Below are 19,654 nucleotides of genomic sequence, written 5' to 3'. Positions count from 1 at the left end.
AGGCCTTTGGCAATAAGACTGTAAAATATCGAATTCAGCGCTAAGTTTTACCGAGGCTTTTGGGGTTTTAAACAATGATAAGTACAGTGGGTATGGTTGTCACAATTGTGATAATCATCGCAGCCGCAATCGGCGGGGTCTGGTATTGGACCAAGATTAAAGAGGATAAATCCTCGGAGCCGCCTAAAGATAATAGGCATGCAGAGATTCAGGAGCCGATTCTTCGAAATGATGACGCTTTGCCGAAACCCATCAGTCATATAAAGATTCCTTCAGAGGAGCCTAAAGAAGAGGATGCTCCGGCGGCCGAGCCTCCTCTTGAAACAGCAGAAGAAGAGAAGAAAGAGGAATCGGAAGTTTCTGAGCTGCCGGCTGAGCAGTCCGAGCCCTCCGATAACTATCTGGAGCAGCCGCAGCCGGAAGAATTAAGTGAATCGGGCCTTTTCAAACATGATCCGTTCTTAATGGAACTGGTGCGAATTAATTTCCGTAAACCTGTTACGGGCAGCCAGCTGACGCCTTTTGTCCGCAGCGCGCTTGATGAAATCGCTCCGCACGGTCTTCTTCGTGTGCTCGCACTTGAAAGCAACAGCCAGCGCTGGTTCAAACCCGACGCGATCGGTATGTTTGAAGCAGTCGCTTTTTACGTACAGCTTGCTTCAAGTCACGCTTCCTTTAATGATGTGTCTCTGAATCAGCTGAACGGCCAGATTTTCCAAAGAATGGAAATGCATTTGGACGGCAGCTGCGAAATTCAGGATGTGCAGGAGCTGGTGAACCGCACCCAGTATCTGAACGCGCTGATCAAGCAGTTCGGCGTGCAGATTACGCTGCTGCTTCGTCCGATTGAAAAGGTTTCTATTGATACCTTTGAGAGAGAGGCCACGCTTCTTGGGTTCAAGCGCCGCAGCTCCAAGCACTACGAAAAGATCGGAGAGTTGGTAACGGACAAAGAAGGCCGACGTCTCGGCAACCGAAAGGGGACGATCGAGATTCGCTGGATTGATGACAGCAACATCACGATTTCTCTGAATGTTCCGCTGATTGCGCCCGAGAAGGATCCGCTGCGCCTCTTTATGACGGCAGTGAACGCCTTCGCGGCAGTCTTCGATGCAGAAATTGTCGGCTCTAACGGTAAAGTTATCGACGGCGCGACGATTTCCCTTCTGAAGCAGGAACTCGATCGTTTCTATAAGGAAATGCGTGCCAAAGATGTTGAGCCGGGCAGCCTGAGAGCGCACCGTCTCTTGGATTAGAGTCGGCTCATAATTACTCATTTAATTTTTATCAGAGCCTTCAATCGGTGTAAATTGAAGGCTCTTTTTTATTCTGACCGCTAGGAGACGCAATGTCGGAGACCGAGAATTTAGACCAAGTCAGGCAGCGAATGGAACAGCTCGCCGATGAGCTGGAAAAGCATAACAAGGCTTACTACGTTGACAATAATCCGACGATTTCCGATGAGCTTTACGACTCGATGTTTCAGGAACTTTCGCGTCTGGAAGCTCAGTATCCGCAGTTCAAAAGTCTTTTTTCTCCAACCCAGAGGGTGGGTGCTGCCGTACAGAGCGAACTCTCCAAAGTCCGTCACGCCGTGCCGATGCTTTCCATCTATACGGAGACTGACTATACGGCTGAAGGCGCCTATAACTTTGAAGCGCGTGTGCGCAGAGAGCTTGGGCTGCCCGAGGATGTATCGATTGAGTACGATACAGAGCTGAAATTTGACGGTTTGGCGATTAACCTCCGATATGAAGACGGTATTTTGGTTCAGGCGGCAACGCGCGGGGACGGTTATACGGGCGAAGATGTGACCGCCAACGTCAAAACGATCCGTACGATTCCGCTTAGGGCTGAGGGACTTCCGAAGGTTTTTGAGGTCCGCGGTGAGGTCATCATGCATAAAGCGGTTTTTGAGCGTCTGAATGAAGAACAGAAGGCGCTCGGCCTAAAACTTTTCGCCAATCCCCGTAACGCGGCTGCGGGCAGTCTGCGTCAGCTCGATCCGGCGCTGACCGCGAAAAGAAGCCTGAATTTCTATGCGTACGGTTTTGGCGAAGTCTCTGAAATGCCGGTGTCCTCTCAGTCGGAACTGTTGGCCTACCTCAAAGGAAAAGATTTCCCGGTCGCTCCTGAGCACGGTCTGGCGCACAATCCGGAAGAGCTTCAGGCTTTCCATTCGCGTGTCGCGGAAATTCGTCAGGATCTTCCTTTTGACATCGACGGCGTGGTTTACAAAGTCAACAGTTTTGACCGTCAGAAGCAGCTTGGATTTGTGTCCCGCGAACCCCGCTGGGCATGTGCGCATAAGTATCCGCCGGAAGAAGTACAGACGCAGGTGCTCGATATTACGGTCCAGGTGGGAAGAACCGGAAAACTGACTCCGGTCGCTCGGCTGAAGCCGGTGTTTGTCGGCGGCGTTACCGTCAGCAACGTATCCCTCAACAACGAAGAGTTTTTGGAAAAGCTGGGTGTCAAAATCGGAGACACCGTCGTCGTCCATCGTGCCGGCGATGTGATCCCGGAAGTGGTGCGAGTGATTCCCGAACTTCGGCCGGCGGATGCGAAAGATTTTGTGATGCCGGAGATTTGTCCGGTCTGCGGTTCTCATGCCTATAAAGAAGAAGGCGAGAAGGATCGCCACTGCAGCGGAGGTCTCTTCTGCAAAGCTCAGCGTGTACAGGCTATTCTGCATTTTGTCAGCCGTGCGGCGATGGGCATTGACGGAATTGGAGAGAAACTCGCAGAACAGCTCATCCACGCTGATTTGGTGAAAACCGTTGCGGACATCTACAAACTGAAGAAAGAAAACCTGCTCGGCCTCGAGCGCATGGGCGAAAAATCCGCGGAAAAGCTTCTTGCCTCTATTGAAGCGTCCAAACATACGACTTTAGAGCGGTTTATTTACGCGCTTGGCGTTCCGGAAGTGGGAGAGGCGACCGCACGGACGCTGGCGTCGCATTTTGGCGCGCTGAAGAAGATTGAGGAAGCATCGCTTGAGCAGCTGATGGGAGTCGAAGACATTGGTCCGGCGGTTGCCGAATGCATTCTGCATTTCTTTGCCGAACCGGTGAATCTGGAAGTTATCGGCGCACTGATTGAAGACGGCGTAACGTGGGAAGAAAACCAGGGGACTAAGGACGAGGATCTTCCGTTTAAAGGGATGACTTTTGTTTTAACAGGCTCTCTGCCTACACTCTCTCGTGATAAGGCGAGCGACTTAATCCGAAAATTCGGCGGCAAAGTCAGCGGCTCCGTATCGAAGAAAACCGCTTATGTTCTCGCAGGTGAGGCGGCCGGTAGTAAACTTGCTAAAGCGCAGGAGCTTGGTATTAATATCATTTCTGAAGAAGATTTGTTTAAATTAATCAATCGGGGGGACAACACGGATGTCTAATGTTTACGCTTTGATCGGAGGCAGCAGACTCGATCACCTCAGCCGGCTCGAAGGCCGCATGATCGACAGGATCGATACTCCGTACGGCAAAGAACCGGTGGAGCTGACTCGCGGTCAGATTGACGGCCTGGAAGTGGTGTTCCTTTCTCGGCACGGCGTCAAAGAGAAAAAGCCGCCTCATATGATCAATTACCGAGCCAATATCTGGGCGCTTTCGACATTTAAGCCCAAGGCGATTATCGCGCTGGCTTCGGTGGGAGCCGTGCTGGTTGAAGATGAAATCGGCACTGTCGCGATTCCGGATCAGATCATCGACTACACTTGGGGCCGTGAGACCTCGTACAACACCGGCAAAGAGTCTGTCATCAATTTCATTGATTTCACATATCCGTTTGATATGGATCTTCGCGATGAAATTGTGCGTATGGCCGACATCATGAATTTACCGATTGTTGACGGCGGTACCTATGCGGTGACACAGGGTCCGAGATTGGAAACCGCGGCAGAAATCGATCGCATCGATCGTGACGGCGGCCATTATGTCGGTATGACGCTGATGCCCGAAGCATGTCTCGCTAAAGAACTGAATCTGCCCTATGCCGCTATTTGTCAGGTAGTAAATCCGGCTGCCGGCAGAGGGGCTTCCGCTAATTCTGTTGAGATTGCTTCGAATGACGAAGAACTCAATAAAGTGACCGATCAGTGCGTAGATTTAGCGATCAAGACCTTTGTAGAGCTCAATCGCTAGACTTCGAGTACCTCTAAAATCGCGGTTTCAAGTTCTCCGCAGAATGCGGGATCCTGAAGCCGCGGACTTTCTATTAAGAAAATATCTTCAACTCTTTCGCCGAGCGTGGCGATACGCGCGGTCAGCAGGTTCAATTTAAACCGAACAAACACGGTCGCAACGGATGCGAGAAGCCCAAGCCTGTCGGTTGCTACGACAGACAGCAGGTAGATGCGTTCGGAGGCATCGGGACGAAGTGTGACGCTCGGCGTGATCGGGAACTGTCTGGATTGTCTGGAAAGACGCCCCTGGACAGGCGGCTGAAGTTTTTCGCCGCTGTCGATGAGGCGCGCGAGTTTTACTTCGAACTCTTTGAGCGTTGCTCCGAAAGTCGGATCCGATTCATCGTCCGTAACAATGAATGAGTCGACGACTCTGCCGTCTTTGCCGGTGTGAATTCTCGCCTCCAGAACCGACAGGTTCGTTCTCTGCAGGGCAGAGACAATCTGAGCGAACAGTTCCGGCCGGTCCTTTGTAAAAACCAGAATTTCGTGGGCGTGTTCCAAACCGCGCAGAGGACGTGCAGCGACAAAGGAATGCTCGGACTCAAGGTGCGGAAGCAGCGTCTTGGCATGCCAGACGATATTGCGCACTGAATGCTTCATAAAATAGGCGACGTCAAAATTATCCCAAAACGCATTGATTCGTTCGGTGTCCTGCGCCGAGAATTTGCAGAGCGCAAGCGCATCCTGACGGCGGCGTGCGACCAGCATGCCGCGGGTCATCTTCCTGCCTTTAAGAATTTTGGCGGTTGATAAGAATAAATCCTGAAGCAGCTGAGCCTTCCACGCGTTCCATATCTTATGGGAGGTCGCACGAATATCACAGACAGTGATGAGGTAGAGGCCGACCAGACGGTCCAAATTTCCTACTTTCCGAGCAAATGCCTCGACAACCTCCGGATCGGAAATATCCTGTTTCTGAGCAACCTGACTCATGGTCAGATGTTCTCGCACCATAAACTCGATGTACTCGGCATCATCGCTTTTAAGGTTTAGACGCCGGCAGAGATCCCTAACAATCTCCGCGCCGATTTTGCTGTGGTCTCCGCCTCGGCCTTTGCCGATGTCATGATAAAGAAGCGCAAGTACCAGTCGCCAATTATCCTTCAGCGATACCATCAGCTCCGTACACATGGGCAGTTCATGCGCATTTTCACTGTGAGTGAAATTTCTGAGGTAGCGGATCGCGAGCAGCGTGTGCTGATCTACGGTGTAGGCGTGGAAAAGATCGTGCTGCATCTGACCGACTATTTTCTTGAAATCCGGCAGCAGCCTTCCAAGCACACCCCAGTGATTCATCTCATTGAGCGCATGCCAGACGCCGCGGCGGCCCTGAATGATTTTTAGAAATGCCTGCAGGTTTTTCGGATCCTCACTCCAGGATTCATCCATCAGCATGTGTGCGCCAAAGAGCGCTCGGTAAAGACGTGATGATTTACGGGCGATCTCAGGATGCCGCTCCTGAATCATAAAGGCCTGAAGAATTCGCGTGCGTGATTCCTCGAACGCATTGTCCGAAGCGATGTCGAGGACTTCTCCGCGGACAGTAAAACCGTCGATCAGATCAAGGGGCGGGCCGCTGTCAGTGACAAAACGCTCTTTGACCGCTTGAAGAATAATACTGTTGAGTTGCCCGGTGGTTTTGGCGTTGACATAAAAACGCTGCATCAGGATTTCGCTGGCTCGACGGCCGGGGACGCCGCTTAGTCCTAGTTTTTTGGCTAACGGCTCCTGGATCTCAAATACCAGTCGGTCTTCGTGCCGGCTCGTGAGCAGGTGCATGTGTATTCTCAGTCGGTACAAGTTAACGCGCACCATTTCCAAGAGGTCGCATTCACGCCTCGTGATTAGGCCGGAGCGGTGTACTTCGTCAAAAGTCGCGCCGAATTTTGCAGCACGAAGTACCCAGATGAGAATATTCAGATCTCTGAGGCCGCCGGGAGATTCCTTGATATTGGGTTCAAGCGTGTACGAACTCTCGTGGTATTTAAGATGACGGTGTTCCTGCTCAATAAATTTAGCTCGGTAGAAGGATTTGAAATCCAGACTCTTCTCAAGTTCGGAGGTATAGCGTTTAAAGAGTTCCGAATCGCCCGCGATTAACCGGGATTCCAACATCGCGGTTTGGGCCGTGATATCTAACCGTGCCTGTTCGATGCACTCATCGAGTTTGCGAACTGAGTAACCGACGGTCAGTCCGAGCGACCAAAGCTCTCCGATAACGGCACCGACAGAGTTAAGTTCGGAATCCAGCACGTCATCCGGGAGTAAAAAGAGAAGGTCAAGATCCGAGTAGGGAAAGAGCTGCTCTCTTCCGAAGCCGCCGATTGCGACGACCGAGATTCTGGAAGAGAGCTCCTTAAGTTTCAGAATTTCGCGGACCGCTTCATCTGCCGCCCGCGAATGTTCGAGAAGATATTTATCGGCATCATTCGTCTCTGCGAAATCATTAGCCAGCTGCTGTCGAGTCTTTTTGAAGTTGTTGATGATTTCACTGATCTGCATATGCCGAAATTGTTTCGTTACTTGGTTTTAACCCAGGAGGGGACTGCGGGGCTGCCTTCGGATACGGTGAGGACTTCCCAACCGGTATCAGTGACCAGCACGGTATGCTCCCACTGCGCGGAAAGACTTTTATCCTTGGTCACGGCGGTCCAGCCGTTGGAGAGGATGGTGAGCTCTTTGCGCCCGGCGTTGATCATCGGTTCGATCGTAAAAATCATACCGGGCTTCATTTCCGCTCCGGCACCCATTTTGCCGTAATGAAGAACCGGAGGCTCCTCATGGAATCCGACGCCGACACCGTGGCCGGTGAATTCTTCGACAACGCTGCAGCCCTGAGCGTGCGCAAATTTCTGAATAGCGTAGCCGATATCGCCGAAGTGTGCGCCGGGTTTGACCATTTCAATGCCTTTCCACATCGCATCGTAGGTGACAGCAATCAGATGGTTGGCGGCGATGGAGCATTTTCCGACGCAGAACATACGGCTTGTGTCACCGTAATAACCGTTTTTAATAACCGTGACGTCAATATTAAGGATGTCTCCCTTTTTGAGAACCTTGGGTCCCGGGATGCCGTGGCAGACCTGATGGTTGACCGAGATGCAGGTTGCTTTAGGGTAAGGGATGCTGTGGTCCGGGTCATATCCGAGGCATGCGGATTTATCCTTCAGCACATCTTCGGTGTAGCGGAGCATCAAATCATCAAGATATTCGGTTGTTACTCCGGGTTTGACAAACGGAGTGATGTAGTCCAGAACCATTGAAGCGTCTTTGCAGGCTTCGCGGATTCCCGCGATTTGTTCCGGCGTCTTTATAAGAATTTCTCTTTTAGCCATTTAAATTCAGTTCTCTCTATTTATAGAAACACAGATGCGCGTTATTTTAGTTGATCTCAATATCGAATTAATGTGCCGCTCGGCACTATGGGCGTTGAATTTTTATTGAGACGCCAGCGCGCATCGGTTTGTAATTTATTGTTCGTTCTGCATAATTTTTTTCTTTTCGTGCTAGAATCCCGCGGTCTTCGAAATATTCGAAAGACGAATTATTTTTTATTAGCGCAGCCTCGCAAACAGGGTTCCGGTCGGAATAGGTGAGGCTGTTGGAATTAAACCCTTAAGGAATTACAAATATGTCATCTCTGAGCATGCGTGAACTGCTCGAAGCTGGTGCACATTTCGGTCACCAGACTCGTTTTTGGAACCCCAAGATGTCCCAGTACATTTTCGGTTCCCGCAACAAGATTCACATCATCAACCTTGAAAAGACCGTCGCCAAATTCGACGAAGCCGCCAAGTTCCTGACAAACCTGGCTGCTCAGAAAGGCACGATCCTCTTCGTTGGTACAAAGCGCACATCTCGTGACGCCATCGTAGCTGAAGCCACACGCTGCGGTATGCCTTACGTTGATCAGCGCTGGCTCGGCGGCATGCTGACAAACTTCAAGACTGTTAAAGTTTCCCTGAAGAAGCTCAGAGAAATGGAACAGCTCGTTGCTGACGGCGGCCTCGAGAAAATGACAAAGAAAGAAGCGCTTGATTTCACACGCGAACTCGAGAAGCTGAACAAGGCCATGGGCGGCATCAAAGACATGAACGGTCTGCCTGACGCTCTGGTTGTTGTTGACGTCGGCTACCACAAGATCGCTATTCAGGAAGCCAACAAGCTTGGAATCCCTGTTGTCGGTATCGTCGATACAAACCACAATCCGGCCGGTGTTGACTACGTCATCCCGGGCAATGACGACAGCGCTCGCGCTGTTGCTCTGTACACCAAGGGTTTCGCTGATGCGATCCTTGCTGGCAAGAACAAGAATCTTGACGAAACTGTCAAGGCTGCTAAGGCCGATGACTTTGTTGAAGAAACCGTCGTCGAAGAAAAGGCTGAGTAATTTAGCCCCTTCACATAGGTAGTCTTGAGAGGGGCGTTTTCGCCCCTTTCTTTTAATCCGATTTTTTACTTTTTAAGGAAAATACAATGGCTGTTGTAACTGCCGCTATGGTCAAAGAACTTCGTGTTAAAACCGACGCTCCGATGATGGAGTGCAAGAAGGCTTTGACAGAAGCTGACGGTGATCTTGCAAAAGCAGAAGAAATTCTGCGCGTCAAGCTTGGCAACAAAGCAACTAAAGCTGCCAGCCGTATTACTGCTGACGGTGTTGTTGCGATCTACATTGATGAAAACGGTAAGAACGGCGCTATCGTCGAGCTGAACTCTGAAACCGACTTCGTTGCGAAGAACGCAGATTTCATCGCTTTCGCCGATGAAATCGCCAAACTCGTTGCTGATCACAAGCCGGCTGATCTTGAAGCTCTCGGTCAGCTTAAGATTGGCGACACCACTGTCGAAGAAAAGCGTAAGGCGCTTATCGGCAAGATCGGTGAAAACATCACTGTTCGCCGCTTCCAGATCCTTGAAGGCAAGGGCAAGCTCTCTACATACATCCACGGCGGCTCCAAGATCGGCGTTATCGTTGACGTTATCGGTGGTACCGATGAAGTTGCTCATGACGTCGCGATGCACATCGCCGCTTCCAAGCCGAAAGCTCTTGATCAGTCCGGTATTCCCGCTGAACTGATCGAAAGAGAACGCCGCGTTGCGATTGAAAAAGCTCACGAAGCCAACAAACCTGAGAACATGATCGAACGTATCGCTGAAGGCTCCGTTCAGAAGTTCCTCAAAGAAGTTACGCTTCTTTCTCAGCCGTTCGTTAAAGACGACAAGCAGACAGTTGGTCAGCTTCTGAAGTCCAACAATGCTACAGTATCTTCATTTGCCCTCTTTGTAGTTGGCGAAGGTATGGAAAAACGCTCCAACGACTTCGCGGCTGAAGTTGCTGCTCAGGTCGCTGCTGCGCGCGTTTAATTTCTCTTAATTCGGAGCAAAAGATGAGTGAGACTGGACAAACAAAGACAAAACGGATTCTTCTTAAATTATCCGGCGAAGCCCTGATGGGCGACAAAGCCTTCGGTATTAACCGCGACACGCTGAAAAGCATCGTCGGTGAGATATCTGAAGTTGTGAAATTGGGTGTCCAGCTTGCCATCGTAGTCGGCGGCGGCAATATCTTCCGCGGTGTTGCGCTTGGTTCAACCGGTATGGACCGTGCCACCGGCGACTATATGGGTATGCTCGCCACCTGCATGAACGCTATGGCGCTTCAGGATGCGCTGCGCAACAGCGGCATTGAAGCCCGCGTTCAGTGCGCTCTTGATATTGATCAGGTTGCTGAGCCGTATATTCGCGGAAAAGCCCTGAGTCATCTAAAGAAGGGCCGTGTTGTGATCTTTGCCGCTGGTACCGGCAATCCGTTCTTTACAACGGATACCGCCGCAGCGCTTCGTAGCGCTGAAATCGGCGCCGATATGGTGCTGAAGGCCACACAGGTTGACGGAGTTTATTCTGCGGATCCGAAAAAAGATCCGGACGCTAAGCTCTATAAGTCCATTTCTTTTGATGAAGCGATTCAGAAGAAACTGAAGATTCTTGACGCGACCGCGTTTACGCTGTGCCGCGATCAGGGCATGCCGATCCGCGTCTTCAATCTGCACAAACCGGGCGCGCTCAAACGCGTTGTGCTCGGAGAAGACGAGGGCACGCTCGTTCATCTCTAAGCTCCGAGAGAATTGAACCATGGGCCGGGAATTTCCCGGCTTTTTTCATGCATTAAAAAGCCCGGACAGGCCGGGCGGTATAAAGGATGAATACAGAGGAAGTGTTATTTGCTTTCTTTGTGTTCTTTCTTCTCTTCTTTCATTTTGTTTTCGGCTTGGATCTTTTCGCGAAGTTCATCGCTTTTTTGTTCCTGATCCTTAAGAATGCCGTTGAACATTTTTTCGATTTTTGCCATGTCTTTCTCCTCTAACATCGACGTTTCAGAATAGCTCAGAGGCTAAAGTGCGCAGGCTCCTGCCGCTCGAATCGAGCAGAAAGAGCGGCGGGAAAAGACTTGCGTCAAATGGTAACTTTTCATAGGGCTTGCGGCTGTCATCCGTGTGGAAAACCATGATAAACTCAGAGGATTAAGACTTTACGAAGACCGCATCCGCTTGACAGCGGAATTGATTTACCAGCAAGAAATTAGACAGGTTACTGATATATGACAACAAAAGAGATTTTTTCACAGACTGAACATCACATGAAGCGTTCCATTGAGACGCTTAAAGACTCTTTTATGAAGATTCGTACAGGACGCGCTCATACCGGCCTGCTCGAACATATCACTGTTGATTACTACGGCTCACCGACCCCCATCAGCCAGGTTGCCCAGCTTGGTCTTGCCGATGCGCGTACGATCACCGTTCAGCCGTGGGAAAAGAAAATGGTTGCTGTTGTTGAAAAAGCGATCCGCAATTCCGACCTCGGTCTGAATCCCGCTACATCCGGCGATGTTATCCGTGTTCCGATGCCTCCTCTGACTGAAGAGCGCCGTCGTGATCTTACAAAAGTCGTCCGCGGTGAAGCCGAAGACTGCAAGGTTGCTGTCCGCAATCTGCGTCGCGACGCCAATACCAAGGTCGCCGCTCTTCTGAAAGAGAAAGAGATCACTGAAGACGATGAGCGCCGCTCTAATACGGAAATCCAGAAACTCACCGATAAGTACATCGGAGAGATCGATAAGCTTTCCGCAGAGAAAGAAAAAGAAATTATGACCGTTTAGTACGGTTCGCACCCTATGCCGGGTAGTAATACAAACGAAAAGCCATGTGCTCGGGTGCCCCGGCACGTGGCTATTGTTATGGACGGCAACGGAAGATGGGCAAAAAAGCGTATGCTTCCGCGTCTTGTCGGACATCAAAAAGGGGTAGAGAGCGTTCGTCGTGTGCTGCAGGGCGCCGCGAAAGCCGGTGTCTGTCATCTTTCTCTGTTTGCCTTTTCCAGTGAGAATTGGAACCGACCGAAAGAGGAAGTGCAGGGCTTGATGAAGCTCTTTCTTTCGTCTTTGCGCAAGGAAATTGAATCGCTGCATAAATCCGGCGTTCGGATCCGATTTATCGGAGATTTGAGCGCTTTTTCCGCAGAACTGCGCAGAGAAATAGACGAAGCGGAGCGCAAAACTGAGAACAATAAAGCGATTACGCTGAATCTCTGTATTAATTACGGCGGCCGCTGGGAGATTTTAGAGGCGGCAAGAAAGATCAGGGACAGCGGCGCAGAGTTTACACAAGAGCAGCTGAGCGCAAATCTGCCAATGGCAGAGTCCGGTGATGTGGATCTTTTTATCCGCACCAGCGGAGAGATTCGGATCAGCAATTTTATGCTCTGGCAGCTTGCCTATAGTGAACTTTATTTCACAGACATCCTGTGGCCGGATTTTGGTGAAAAAGAATTTTCCGATGCTTTAGCTTGGTATGCAGGCAGAGAGAGACGTTTTGGCCAAACATCGGAACAAATTAAAGAATCGTCTCGAAAGGAATAGACGTATGCTTCTGCAAAGAGTCATTACAGCGGTTGTTTTGCTGATTATCGTGATCGGAGCCCTTCTTATTTCTCCGCTTGCGTTTACCGCTGTTGCCGCCGTCGCGATCGGATGCTGTTTTTGGGAGTGGCTGCGCCTGTGCCGCTGGAACTCCGCGCTTGCCGGAGTCTGCGGGGCATTAGCCGCTTGTTTCTTCTTTTATATTGAATATGCTTCTCCGGCCTTTCTTCAGGGGCTGCAGAGCGGTACTGGCCTGATGGTCATCACCTGTGCGGCGACGGTTCTTTGGGCTGTTATTACTTTGCTTGTCTTCACACGCAGAACAACGGGCTGGCAGGTAAAACCGATTTTCGGTTCAGTTCTGGCCTGGGTTATTCTGCCTGCGGCATGGTTCTCTCTGATGTACCTGTTCCGTTCAAAGGGACCGATCTACATGCTTTCGGTTTTAGCTATTGTGTGGGTTGCCGACATCGTGGCTTATTTCGGCGGCCGCGCAATGGGCGGACCGAAGATGGCTCAGGGGATCAGTCCGAAAAAGACTTGGTCGGGCGCGCTGACGGCGTTTGTCTGCGTGATTGCGCTTTCGTATGTCCTTTATTGGGCTCAGCCTTCTTTCCCGCTCTGGAGCAATTCGATTATTTCGGGCCTGGATATTTGGGCCTCCGACTTGGTGCTCTTTATTGCGGTTCTTTTTTCCATTGCCGGAGATTTGTTTGAGAGCGCGCTCAAGAGATCCGTCGGAATTAAGGACTCAAGCAATCTTCTGCCCGGTCACGGCGGCTTTTACGATCGCCTGGACGCCCAGATGAGCGTTCTGCCGTATTCTGTTTTTGTTCTTCTGTTTCTTCAAGGCTTCTAATCTGCGACCATGCAAAACGTAGCGATTCTCGGAGCGACGGGCTCCATTGGAAAAAGCACGCTGGGTGTGCTTGAGCTCTATCCTGACAAATTCCGTCTGTATGCGGTCACCGCGCACTCCCGCGTAAAAGAGCTCGCAGAGATTGCCAAGCGGTTTAATGTTTCTTTGGCGGTGACTTCGGATCCGTCGAAATTAGAAGCGCTGAAGGAAGCCCTGGCGGCGATCGGCTGCAATGCACGGGCTGAAGCAGGCGCCGAGGCGGTTGCTCGTCTAGCGGCCTCGCCGGAAGTTGATATTGTCGTAGGTGCCATTGTCGGCGCAGCTGGCATCGTTTCTACATTCCGCGCGGCGGAAGCCGGCAAGAAGCTTTTGCTGGCCAATAAGGAGAGTGTGGTCTGCGGCGGCAAACTTCTCATGGACACCGTTAAGCGGTGCGGTGCGACGCTGATGCCGGTGGACAGTGAACACAACGCGATCTTCCAGTGTCTTGTGGGCGAAACCGAACGTTCGCGTGAAAAAGCACGCATTATTCTGACCGCTTCAGGCGGTCCTTTCCGAACCAGAAAAGACCTTTCCGACGTGACGATCGAAGAGGCGACGCATCATCCGAATTGGTCGATGGGACGCAAAATTACGGTGGATTCCGCCACGCTGATGAATAAGGGGCTGGAAGTCATTGAAGCGCGCTGGCTGTTTGACTTTCTGCCTGAACGCATTGACGTGGTGGTTCATCCGCAGAGCATCATTCACTCAATGGTTGAATACGAGGACGGCGTTGTGATCGCTCAGATGGGCGCGCCGGATATGAAAAATACGATTGCTTACTCTTTAGCGTATCCGGATCGATTTACGGCAGGAGTGACCCCGTTAAAATTTTCTCAGATAAAAACATTGACTTTTGAAGACCCGGATTTAAATCGTTTCCCTCAGCTCGGCTATGCCTATGAAGCGCTTAAGATGGGCGGTTCGGCCAGTATTGTGCTTAATGCCGCCAATGAGATCGGTGTTGAGGCGTTTCTTGAGGGACGTATCGGCTTTACGGATATTGCCGTTTTGTGCCGCTCCATGATGTATGGTTTCCAGCCGCCGGCTCCGACAACTCTGGAGGAAATTCTTGAGACGGACAGACAGGCAAGAGAGCTGGCTCGGGCGTGGGCAGACGGATATTCCGAACATCGGAGAGATAAGAATTGACATTGATGACGACAGTAATCGCTTTTATTGTCACCATCGGAGTTTTGATCACTTTTCATGAGGCGGGCCACTATTTAGCGGCACGCCTTTGCGGTGTCAAAATTTTGAAATTTTCGATTGGTTTTGGCAAACCGCTTTTCTCATGGAAAAGAAAAAATGACCCGGACGGGACTGAGTGGTCCGTAGCGGCGCTTCCGCTCGGCGGATATGTCCGTATGCTTGACGAGCGGGATCCGGCCTGCCTGCCGATAAAACCGGAGGACGCGGACCGTACGTTCGGTTCCAAGTCGGTTTGGCAGAGATTTTTCATTGTGGCCGCAGGCCCGGCTGCGAATCTGATTTTAGCGGTACTGCTTTTTGCCGCAGTGTTTATGGTCGGCAGCGTACAGCCGCTTCCTGTAACTGCGGAACCTCCCGCCGGAACGCCGGCGGCCGAGATTGGTCTTCATCGCGGAGATCAGATCGTGAGGGTGGACGGTTCAGCCGTAAAGAGTTTTGCCGATCTTCGTTTCGAGCTGATTAACAAATTCGGCAAAGAAGTTCCTATTGAAGTGCATTCACCCAACGGAGCGGAGTTTGAGCGCACGCTGGATTTGAGAAATGTCGGTTTTGACTCTCTCAGCCAGGATGACGATCCGCTGACCCGTATCGGTCTGTCTTTGCAAGTCAGCCGTCCCATTATTACCGGATTTGTCGGAGATTCCGCTGCCAAAGAAGGCGGCCTGGAAGTTGGTGACGAAGTCATCAGCATTAATGGCAAAGCAGTTCCAATGCCCGCTGACCTGGTCGAAGCGGTTAAAAAGTCGCCCGGCATGCCGTTGGAATTTATCGTTGATCGCCAAGGGAAAGAGTTTAAATTCCGCGTAACACCTTCAGCACATCTTGAAGCCGACGGAGAAGAAGCCGGACGCATCGGGGCTTCCATTGGCGTGGATTACCCGAAAACAAAAGTTGCATACGGTTTTTTTGAAAGTTTGCTTCAAGGCGTACGTAAGACATGGGAGACGGCCTCAGTTTCTCTGAAAATGATCGGATTGATGTTTACCGGAGATGTTTCGGTAAAAAACATTTCCGGTCCGGTTTCTATCGCCGATTATGCCGGACAGTCCGTCCAGCTGGGCTTTATCCCGTTTTTATCCTTCCTTGCCGTCATCTCGGTAAGTTTAGGAATATTGAACTTACTACCGATTCCTATGTTGGACGGGGGCCATCTCCTGTATTATTCTCTCGAAATGATTAGAGGCAAGCCTGTATCCGAATCTTTTCAAAGTGCAGCCCAAAAAGTTGGGATTGCTGCTTTGTTAGGTTTGACTGTGCTCGCTCTTTTTAATGATTTGACGAGGCTTTTTTCATAGTTTTAAGAGAGCCGATTTTTATTAAGAATTTATGCCTTATCCTAAGAAAATTACGTTAGCCTGTCTGGGCGCGCTTATGGCAGCTCAAGTGTGGGCCCAAGGACATGTGATCAAAGACATTCGTCTTGAGGGTATTTCCAGAACAGAAGCCGGCACCGTCTTTTCGCATCTTCCTATTCGAGTTGGCGACACCTACACAGCTGAGCTCGGTGCCATGTCCTTGAGATCGCTTTATGCCTCCGGTATGTTCCAGGATGTTCAGCTTGATATGGACGGCAACGTTTTAGTGGTCCGTGTTCAGGAACGCCCGACGGTCGCAAACATCCATACCACCGGTATTGCGGAGTTCGATTCAAAAGGTGTTGAAAAATCGCTTAGATCGGTCGGACTTTCCGAAGGTTCTGTTTTTGACAGAGCGGTTTTGGATAGGGCTGTTCAGGAATTAAGAAGACAGTATTTGACCCGCGGAAGATATTCCGCGGAGGTCAAAACAACGGTGACTCCGGTTGAGCGCAACCGTGTACGCGTCAATATTGACGTTGATGAAGGAACGACTTCCAAGATTCAGCAGATTCGATTCGTCGGCAACAAGGTTTATTCCGAAGGTGACCTTCGCGACGAGATGCAGCTTGGTACGCCGAACTGGTTCTCCTGGTACACAAAACGCGATCAGTATTCAAGAGAAAAGCTGGAAGCTGACTTGGAAGCCATCCGTGCGCTTTACAACAACAACGGTTATCTGGATTTCAAGATTGACTCCACTCAGGTTTCCATCAGCCCGGACAAGTCCGGTATTTACGTCACCATTAACGTTGACGAAGGCAAGCGCTACAAGATTAAAGGCATTCGTCTGACCGGCGACATGCTCGGTCTGGAACCTGAGTTTGAAGAGCTGGTTGATATTAAACCGGGCAGCGTTTACAACGCTTCGGCCATTAATGCTCTGGGCAAAAAGTTCACCGATAAGCTTTCGACGGTTGGTTACGCCTTTGCAAGAGCCGTTCCGTCTCCGGTTGTCGATCCGGAAAATGACGACGAAGTCACGATTGTTTATACGATTGACCCGGGCAGACGCGTCTACGTTCGCAACGTGCTGATTTCCGGCAACACTCGCACGCAGGACGAAGTCATTCGCCGCGAAGTTCGTCAGTATGAAGCCAGCTGGTTTGACAGCGATAAAGTCGCGGTTTCGCGAGACCGTATCGACCGTCTCGGCTTCTTCGAAACCGTGACAGCTGAGCCGACTCCGGTAGCCGGTTCTCCTGACGAAGTGGATTTGAACGTGCATGTTAAAGAACGTCCGACCGGCAACATTTCCGTCGGTGCGGGCTACTCTACTTCCGAGGGTATTATTCTTTCGGGCGGATTCTCGCAGAACAATATTTTCGGTACCGGCAACTCTCTTTCTCTTGAAGTCAATACTTCCAAGAGCTCCAGAACCTATGCCGCAAACTTTACGCAGCCGTACATTACGACTTCCGGCATCAGCCAGTCGTTTGAAATTTACGACCGCCGCTTAGACCTGGATGAGTTGGAAATTACCGACGACGTTAAGTACGAAACTTACGGTGCCGGTGTGACATACGGTATTCCGATCACTGAGAACGATCAGATTTTCCTTGGCGGAAAATTTGAAATGACGGACGTGACGCTTGGAGCCAATGCGCCTCAGCGTTACCGTGAGTATGTTCATGACTTCGGTGACAAGCCGAAATCGGTCGCGCTGACATTGGGCTGGTCCAGAGACAGCCGAGACAATATTCTTGCTCCGACCAGAGGTCGTTATCAGCGCTTGTTCGGTGAAGTGTCCATGCCGGTTCTTGACCTGAGATACTACCGTGCAACGTATCAGTTCCAGCAGTTTGTGCCAATTACGAAGTCGATTACATTCGCGTTTAACACCGAGCTTGGCTACGGTGACGGCTATAACGGCAAAGAGTATCCGTTCTTCAAGAACTTCTACGGCGGCGGTATCGGTTCTGTCCGCGGCTACGAAACTTCATCTTTAGGTCCTCGTGATTCTGACGGCGATGCTTCCGGCGGTAACCGCAAACTGAACTTCTCGATTGAGCTTCTGACACCGATCCCCGGAGCAGACCGTACACTGCGTATGTTTACATTCCTTGACGGCGGCTGGGTCTGGGGCCGTAAAGCCAATTACTCCAGTGACGGTTCCCTTCTTGGGTACCAGAAGGACAGACTGGACCTCGGAGATTTGAGATACTCCGTGGGTGTCGGTTTAGCCTGGATTTCGCCGATGGGACCGCTTAAACTGAGTTTCGCGTTCCCGCTGAATAAGAAGAATTCCGACGAACTTGAAAGATTCCAATTCCAAATTGGTACAGGTTTCTAGTTAATTGTGGCACAATTAGAAAATTGTGTAGGAGATACATTCATGCAAAAAAAATGGTTGGCGGTTGCTCTTGCTTCCGCATTAGTTTGCTCTGCTTCGACAGCAGTCCTTGCAGACGAAGTTAAGATTGGAGTCGTTAACACAGAAGTTATTCTTCGTGATTCTCCTGCTGCACAGGCTGCAAGCAAGAAACTGGAAAGCGAATTTTCCAAACGCGACAAAGAGATCAACGCTGCCGGTCAGCGTTTGAAGAGCGATTTCGAACGTTTTGAAAAGAATGCTCCGACCATGACTGATCAGGAACGTCTGCGCAAACAGCGCGATCTTCAGGATCGTGACCGCGACTTCCAGCGTCGTCAGCGCGAACTGCGTGAAGACTTCAACCAGCGCAGAAACGAAGAACTTCAGAAGCTTCTTCGTCAGGCCAACACGGTCATCAAGAACATTGCTCAGCGTGAAAAGTATGATCTGATTCTTCAGGAAGCGATTTACGTCAATCCGAAGATTGATATTACAGATCAGGTCCTGAAAGAGCTGAAGTAATTTTCCTCATTACAACAAGCAGGCCCGGTGTCTGCTTGTTGTCTTAAGTGCGCAGTCCGCACCCATTGCGGCTTAAACTGACACCGGGTTTCAAAGAACAGATTTTTGTTCTCCGTGCAGTTAAGCTAAATTTTTTGCCACGGAGGCATAATCATGAACCAGCAGACAGAACCGCTCACACTGCTAGAGTTGGTGGATCGCATCAAAGAGAAGAGCAACGACACGCTCCTCAGCACGATCAGCGCCAACGGCGGTTCGGCAAAAATTCACTCTATTGCTCCGCTTGAGACAGCGGGATTCGGCGAAGTTGCATTTCTCGCCAACAGCAAATACCGAGATGCGGCTAGAGACAGTAAAGCGACCGCGTTAGTTCTTACCGAAGAAGATAAAAAGACGATTTGGGGCGAAGACGAGCCCGAACGCATTCTGGTTGTCACACGCAATCCATACGCCTGGTTCGCCCTTGCGCTTCAAGTGATGTTCCCGCAGGTCAAAGCACAGCCGGGCATTGATGCAAGAGCGGTTGTCGAAGAGGGCGCTGAGATTGATGAATCCGCAACCGTCGAAGCCGGAGCCGTTATTCGCAAAGGCGCCAAGATCGGTGCCCGCTGCTTTATCGGGGCCAATTCCGTCATTGGAGAGGGCACGGTCATCGGCGAGGATTCGCATATTTATCCGAACGTCAATATTTATTATGGCTGCAAAATCGGCCCGCGCAATATTATTCATTCCGGCGCGGTTATCGGAGCTGACGGCTTCGGTTTTGCGCCGCTCGATCGCCGTTATGTCAAGATTCCTCAGATCGGCGCGGTAGAAACCGGAGAGGATGTTGAGATCGGCGCGAATACCTGTATTGACCGCGGCGCGCTTCTTAGTACGACGATTGGCAACGGCACCAAGATCGATGACCTGGTCATGATCGGTCACAACTGCAAAGTCGGCAACAATGTTGTTTTGTCGGGCCGTACGGGTCTTGCAGGCAGCACAACGATCGGCGACAACGTTCAGGCCGGCGGCGGCTCAGGCTTTGCCGGTCATTTGAAGGTCGCGGCCGGCTCAATTATCGGCGGCGGCGCGGGCGTTCCCGGCAATATTGATAAACCGGATTATTATGCAGGCTATATTCCTGCTATGCCGCACAAAGAGTTTTACAACATTCTTTCCGTTATCAAACGGCTTCCTGAAATTCGCCGTCAGCTTAAGCGCCTGTCGGCTAAGATTGATTCTTTAACTGAGAAATAAT

17 protein-coding genes are annotated in these 19,654 nt (G+C 50.8%); 14 read left to right on the top strand and 3 right to left on the bottom strand.

Annotated features, from left to right (window positions below):
• Positions 1–74: 74 nt before the first annotated feature.
• The 3 genes from E5987_RS00565 (at position 75) to E5987_RS00555 (ending at position 4,145) form a co-directional block, all read left to right on the top strand.
• Positions 75–1,256: a hypothetical protein gene (locus E5987_RS00565; RefSeq protein WP_202074499.1), complete on the top strand. Its 1,182-nt coding sequence runs from the start codon at positions 75–77 to the stop codon at positions 1,254–1,256.
• Between the two features lie 92 nt (positions 1,257–1,348).
• Entirely contained in the window at positions 1,349–3,397 is a 2,049-nt protein-coding gene (gene ligA, locus E5987_RS00560; RefSeq protein WP_160334138.1) for an NAD-dependent DNA ligase LigA, read from the top strand.
• Positions 3,390–4,145: an S-methyl-5'-thioinosine phosphorylase gene (locus tag E5987_RS00555; protein ID WP_160334137.1), complete on the top strand. Its 756-nt coding sequence runs from the start codon at positions 3,390–3,392 to the stop codon at positions 4,143–4,145. The genes ligA and E5987_RS00555 overlap by 8 nt, the downstream gene beginning before the upstream one ends.
• On the opposite strand, the gene glnD is transcribed toward E5987_RS00555, so the two are convergent.
• Positions 4,142–6,691, bottom strand: coding sequence for a [protein-PII] uridylyltransferase (gene glnD / locus E5987_RS00550; RefSeq protein ID WP_160334136.1), 2,550 nt, complete (start codon positions 6,689–6,691; stop codon positions 4,142–4,144). The two genes, E5987_RS00555 and glnD, sit on opposite strands and share 4 nt — an antisense overlap.
• Before the next feature lie 17 nt (positions 6,692–6,708).
• Positions 6,709–7,524, bottom strand: coding sequence for a type I methionyl aminopeptidase (gene map, locus E5987_RS00545; protein WP_160334135.1), 816 nt, complete (start codon positions 7,522–7,524; stop codon positions 6,709–6,711).
• Positions 7,525–7,820: 296 nt separating this feature from the next.
• Between map and rpsB the strand changes: the two genes are divergently transcribed.
• From rpsB to pyrH, 3 genes are all read left to right on the top strand, one after another.
• Positions 7,821–8,579 carry a 30S ribosomal protein S2 gene (gene rpsB / locus E5987_RS00540; protein ID WP_160334134.1) on the top strand — a complete coding sequence of 253 codons (759 nt, stop codon included), beginning with the start codon at positions 7,821–7,823 and terminating at the stop codon, positions 8,577–8,579.
• An 86-nt stretch (positions 8,580–8,665) separates the two neighbouring features.
• Positions 8,666–9,553 (top strand): translation elongation factor Ts, encoded by an 888-nt coding sequence (gene tsf, locus E5987_RS00535; protein WP_160334133.1) that lies wholly within the window; start codon positions 8,666–8,668, stop codon positions 9,551–9,553.
• Between the two features lie 23 nt (positions 9,554–9,576).
• A complete protein-coding gene (gene pyrH / locus E5987_RS00530; protein WP_160334132.1) occupies positions 9,577–10,302 on the top strand; it encodes a UMP kinase in 726 nt (241 codons plus the stop codon).
• 104 nt (positions 10,303–10,406) lie between these two features.
• On the opposite strand, the gene E5987_RS13250 is transcribed toward pyrH, so the two are convergent.
• Positions 10,407–10,538, bottom strand: coding sequence for a hypothetical protein (locus E5987_RS13250; RefSeq protein WP_255453124.1), 132 nt, complete (start codon positions 10,536–10,538; stop codon positions 10,407–10,409).
• A 288-nt stretch (positions 10,539–10,826) separates the two neighbouring features.
• Here E5987_RS13250 and frr point away from each other — a divergent pair, with 288 nt between their 5' ends.
• The 8 genes from frr (at position 10,827) to lpxD (ending at position 19,653) form a co-directional block, all read left to right on the top strand.
• The gene (gene frr, locus E5987_RS00525; protein ID WP_370267787.1) at positions 10,827–11,348 is read left to right on the top strand and encodes a ribosome recycling factor; all 522 of its coding nucleotides are present in this window, start codon (positions 10,827–10,829) and stop codon (positions 11,346–11,348) included.
• Positions 11,349–11,363: 15 nt separating this feature from the next.
• Positions 11,364–12,107, top strand: coding sequence for a polyprenyl diphosphate synthase (gene uppS / locus E5987_RS00520; protein WP_160334130.1), 744 nt, complete (start codon positions 11,364–11,366; stop codon positions 12,105–12,107).
• A gap of 4 nt (positions 12,108–12,111) precedes the next feature.
• Complete coding sequence (locus tag E5987_RS00515; protein ID WP_160334129.1) at positions 12,112–12,966, top strand: phosphatidate cytidylyltransferase; 855 nt, start codon at positions 12,112–12,114, stop codon at positions 12,964–12,966.
• Between the two features lie 9 nt (positions 12,967–12,975).
• A complete protein-coding gene (gene dxr, locus E5987_RS00510; RefSeq protein WP_160334128.1) occupies positions 12,976–14,160 on the top strand; it encodes a 1-deoxy-D-xylulose-5-phosphate reductoisomerase in 1,185 nt (394 codons plus the stop codon).
• A 5-nt stretch (positions 14,161–14,165) separates the two neighbouring features.
• Positions 14,166–15,515 carry an RIP metalloprotease RseP gene (gene rseP, locus E5987_RS00505; protein ID WP_160334127.1) on the top strand — a complete coding sequence of 450 codons (1,350 nt, stop codon included), beginning with the start codon at positions 14,166–14,168 and terminating at the stop codon, positions 15,513–15,515.
• A gap of 31 nt (positions 15,516–15,546) precedes the next feature.
• Positions 15,547–17,868, top strand: a complete 2,322-nt coding sequence (bamA, locus tag E5987_RS00500; protein WP_160334126.1) for an outer membrane protein assembly factor BamA — start codon at positions 15,547–15,549, stop codon at positions 17,866–17,868.
• A 42-nt stretch (positions 17,869–17,910) separates the two neighbouring features.
• On the top strand, positions 17,911–18,411 hold the full coding sequence (locus tag E5987_RS00495) for an OmpH/Skp family outer membrane protein (RefSeq protein WP_160334125.1): 501 nt from the start codon (positions 17,911–17,913) through the stop codon (positions 18,409–18,411).
• A 153-nt stretch (positions 18,412–18,564) separates the two neighbouring features.
• Positions 18,565–19,653 (top strand): UDP-3-O-(3-hydroxymyristoyl)glucosamine N-acyltransferase, encoded by a 1,089-nt coding sequence (gene lpxD / locus E5987_RS00490; RefSeq protein ID WP_160334124.1) that lies wholly within the window; start codon positions 18,565–18,567, stop codon positions 19,651–19,653.
• Position 19,654: the final 1 nt, after the last annotated feature.

The sequence above is a fragment of the Parasutterella muris genome (genome assembly GCF_009767915.1).
GTDB classification, from domain to species: Bacteria; Pseudomonadota; Gammaproteobacteria; order Burkholderiales; family Burkholderiaceae_F; genus Parasutterella; species Parasutterella muris.
This window is presented reverse-complemented; position numbering and strand designations above follow the sequence as displayed.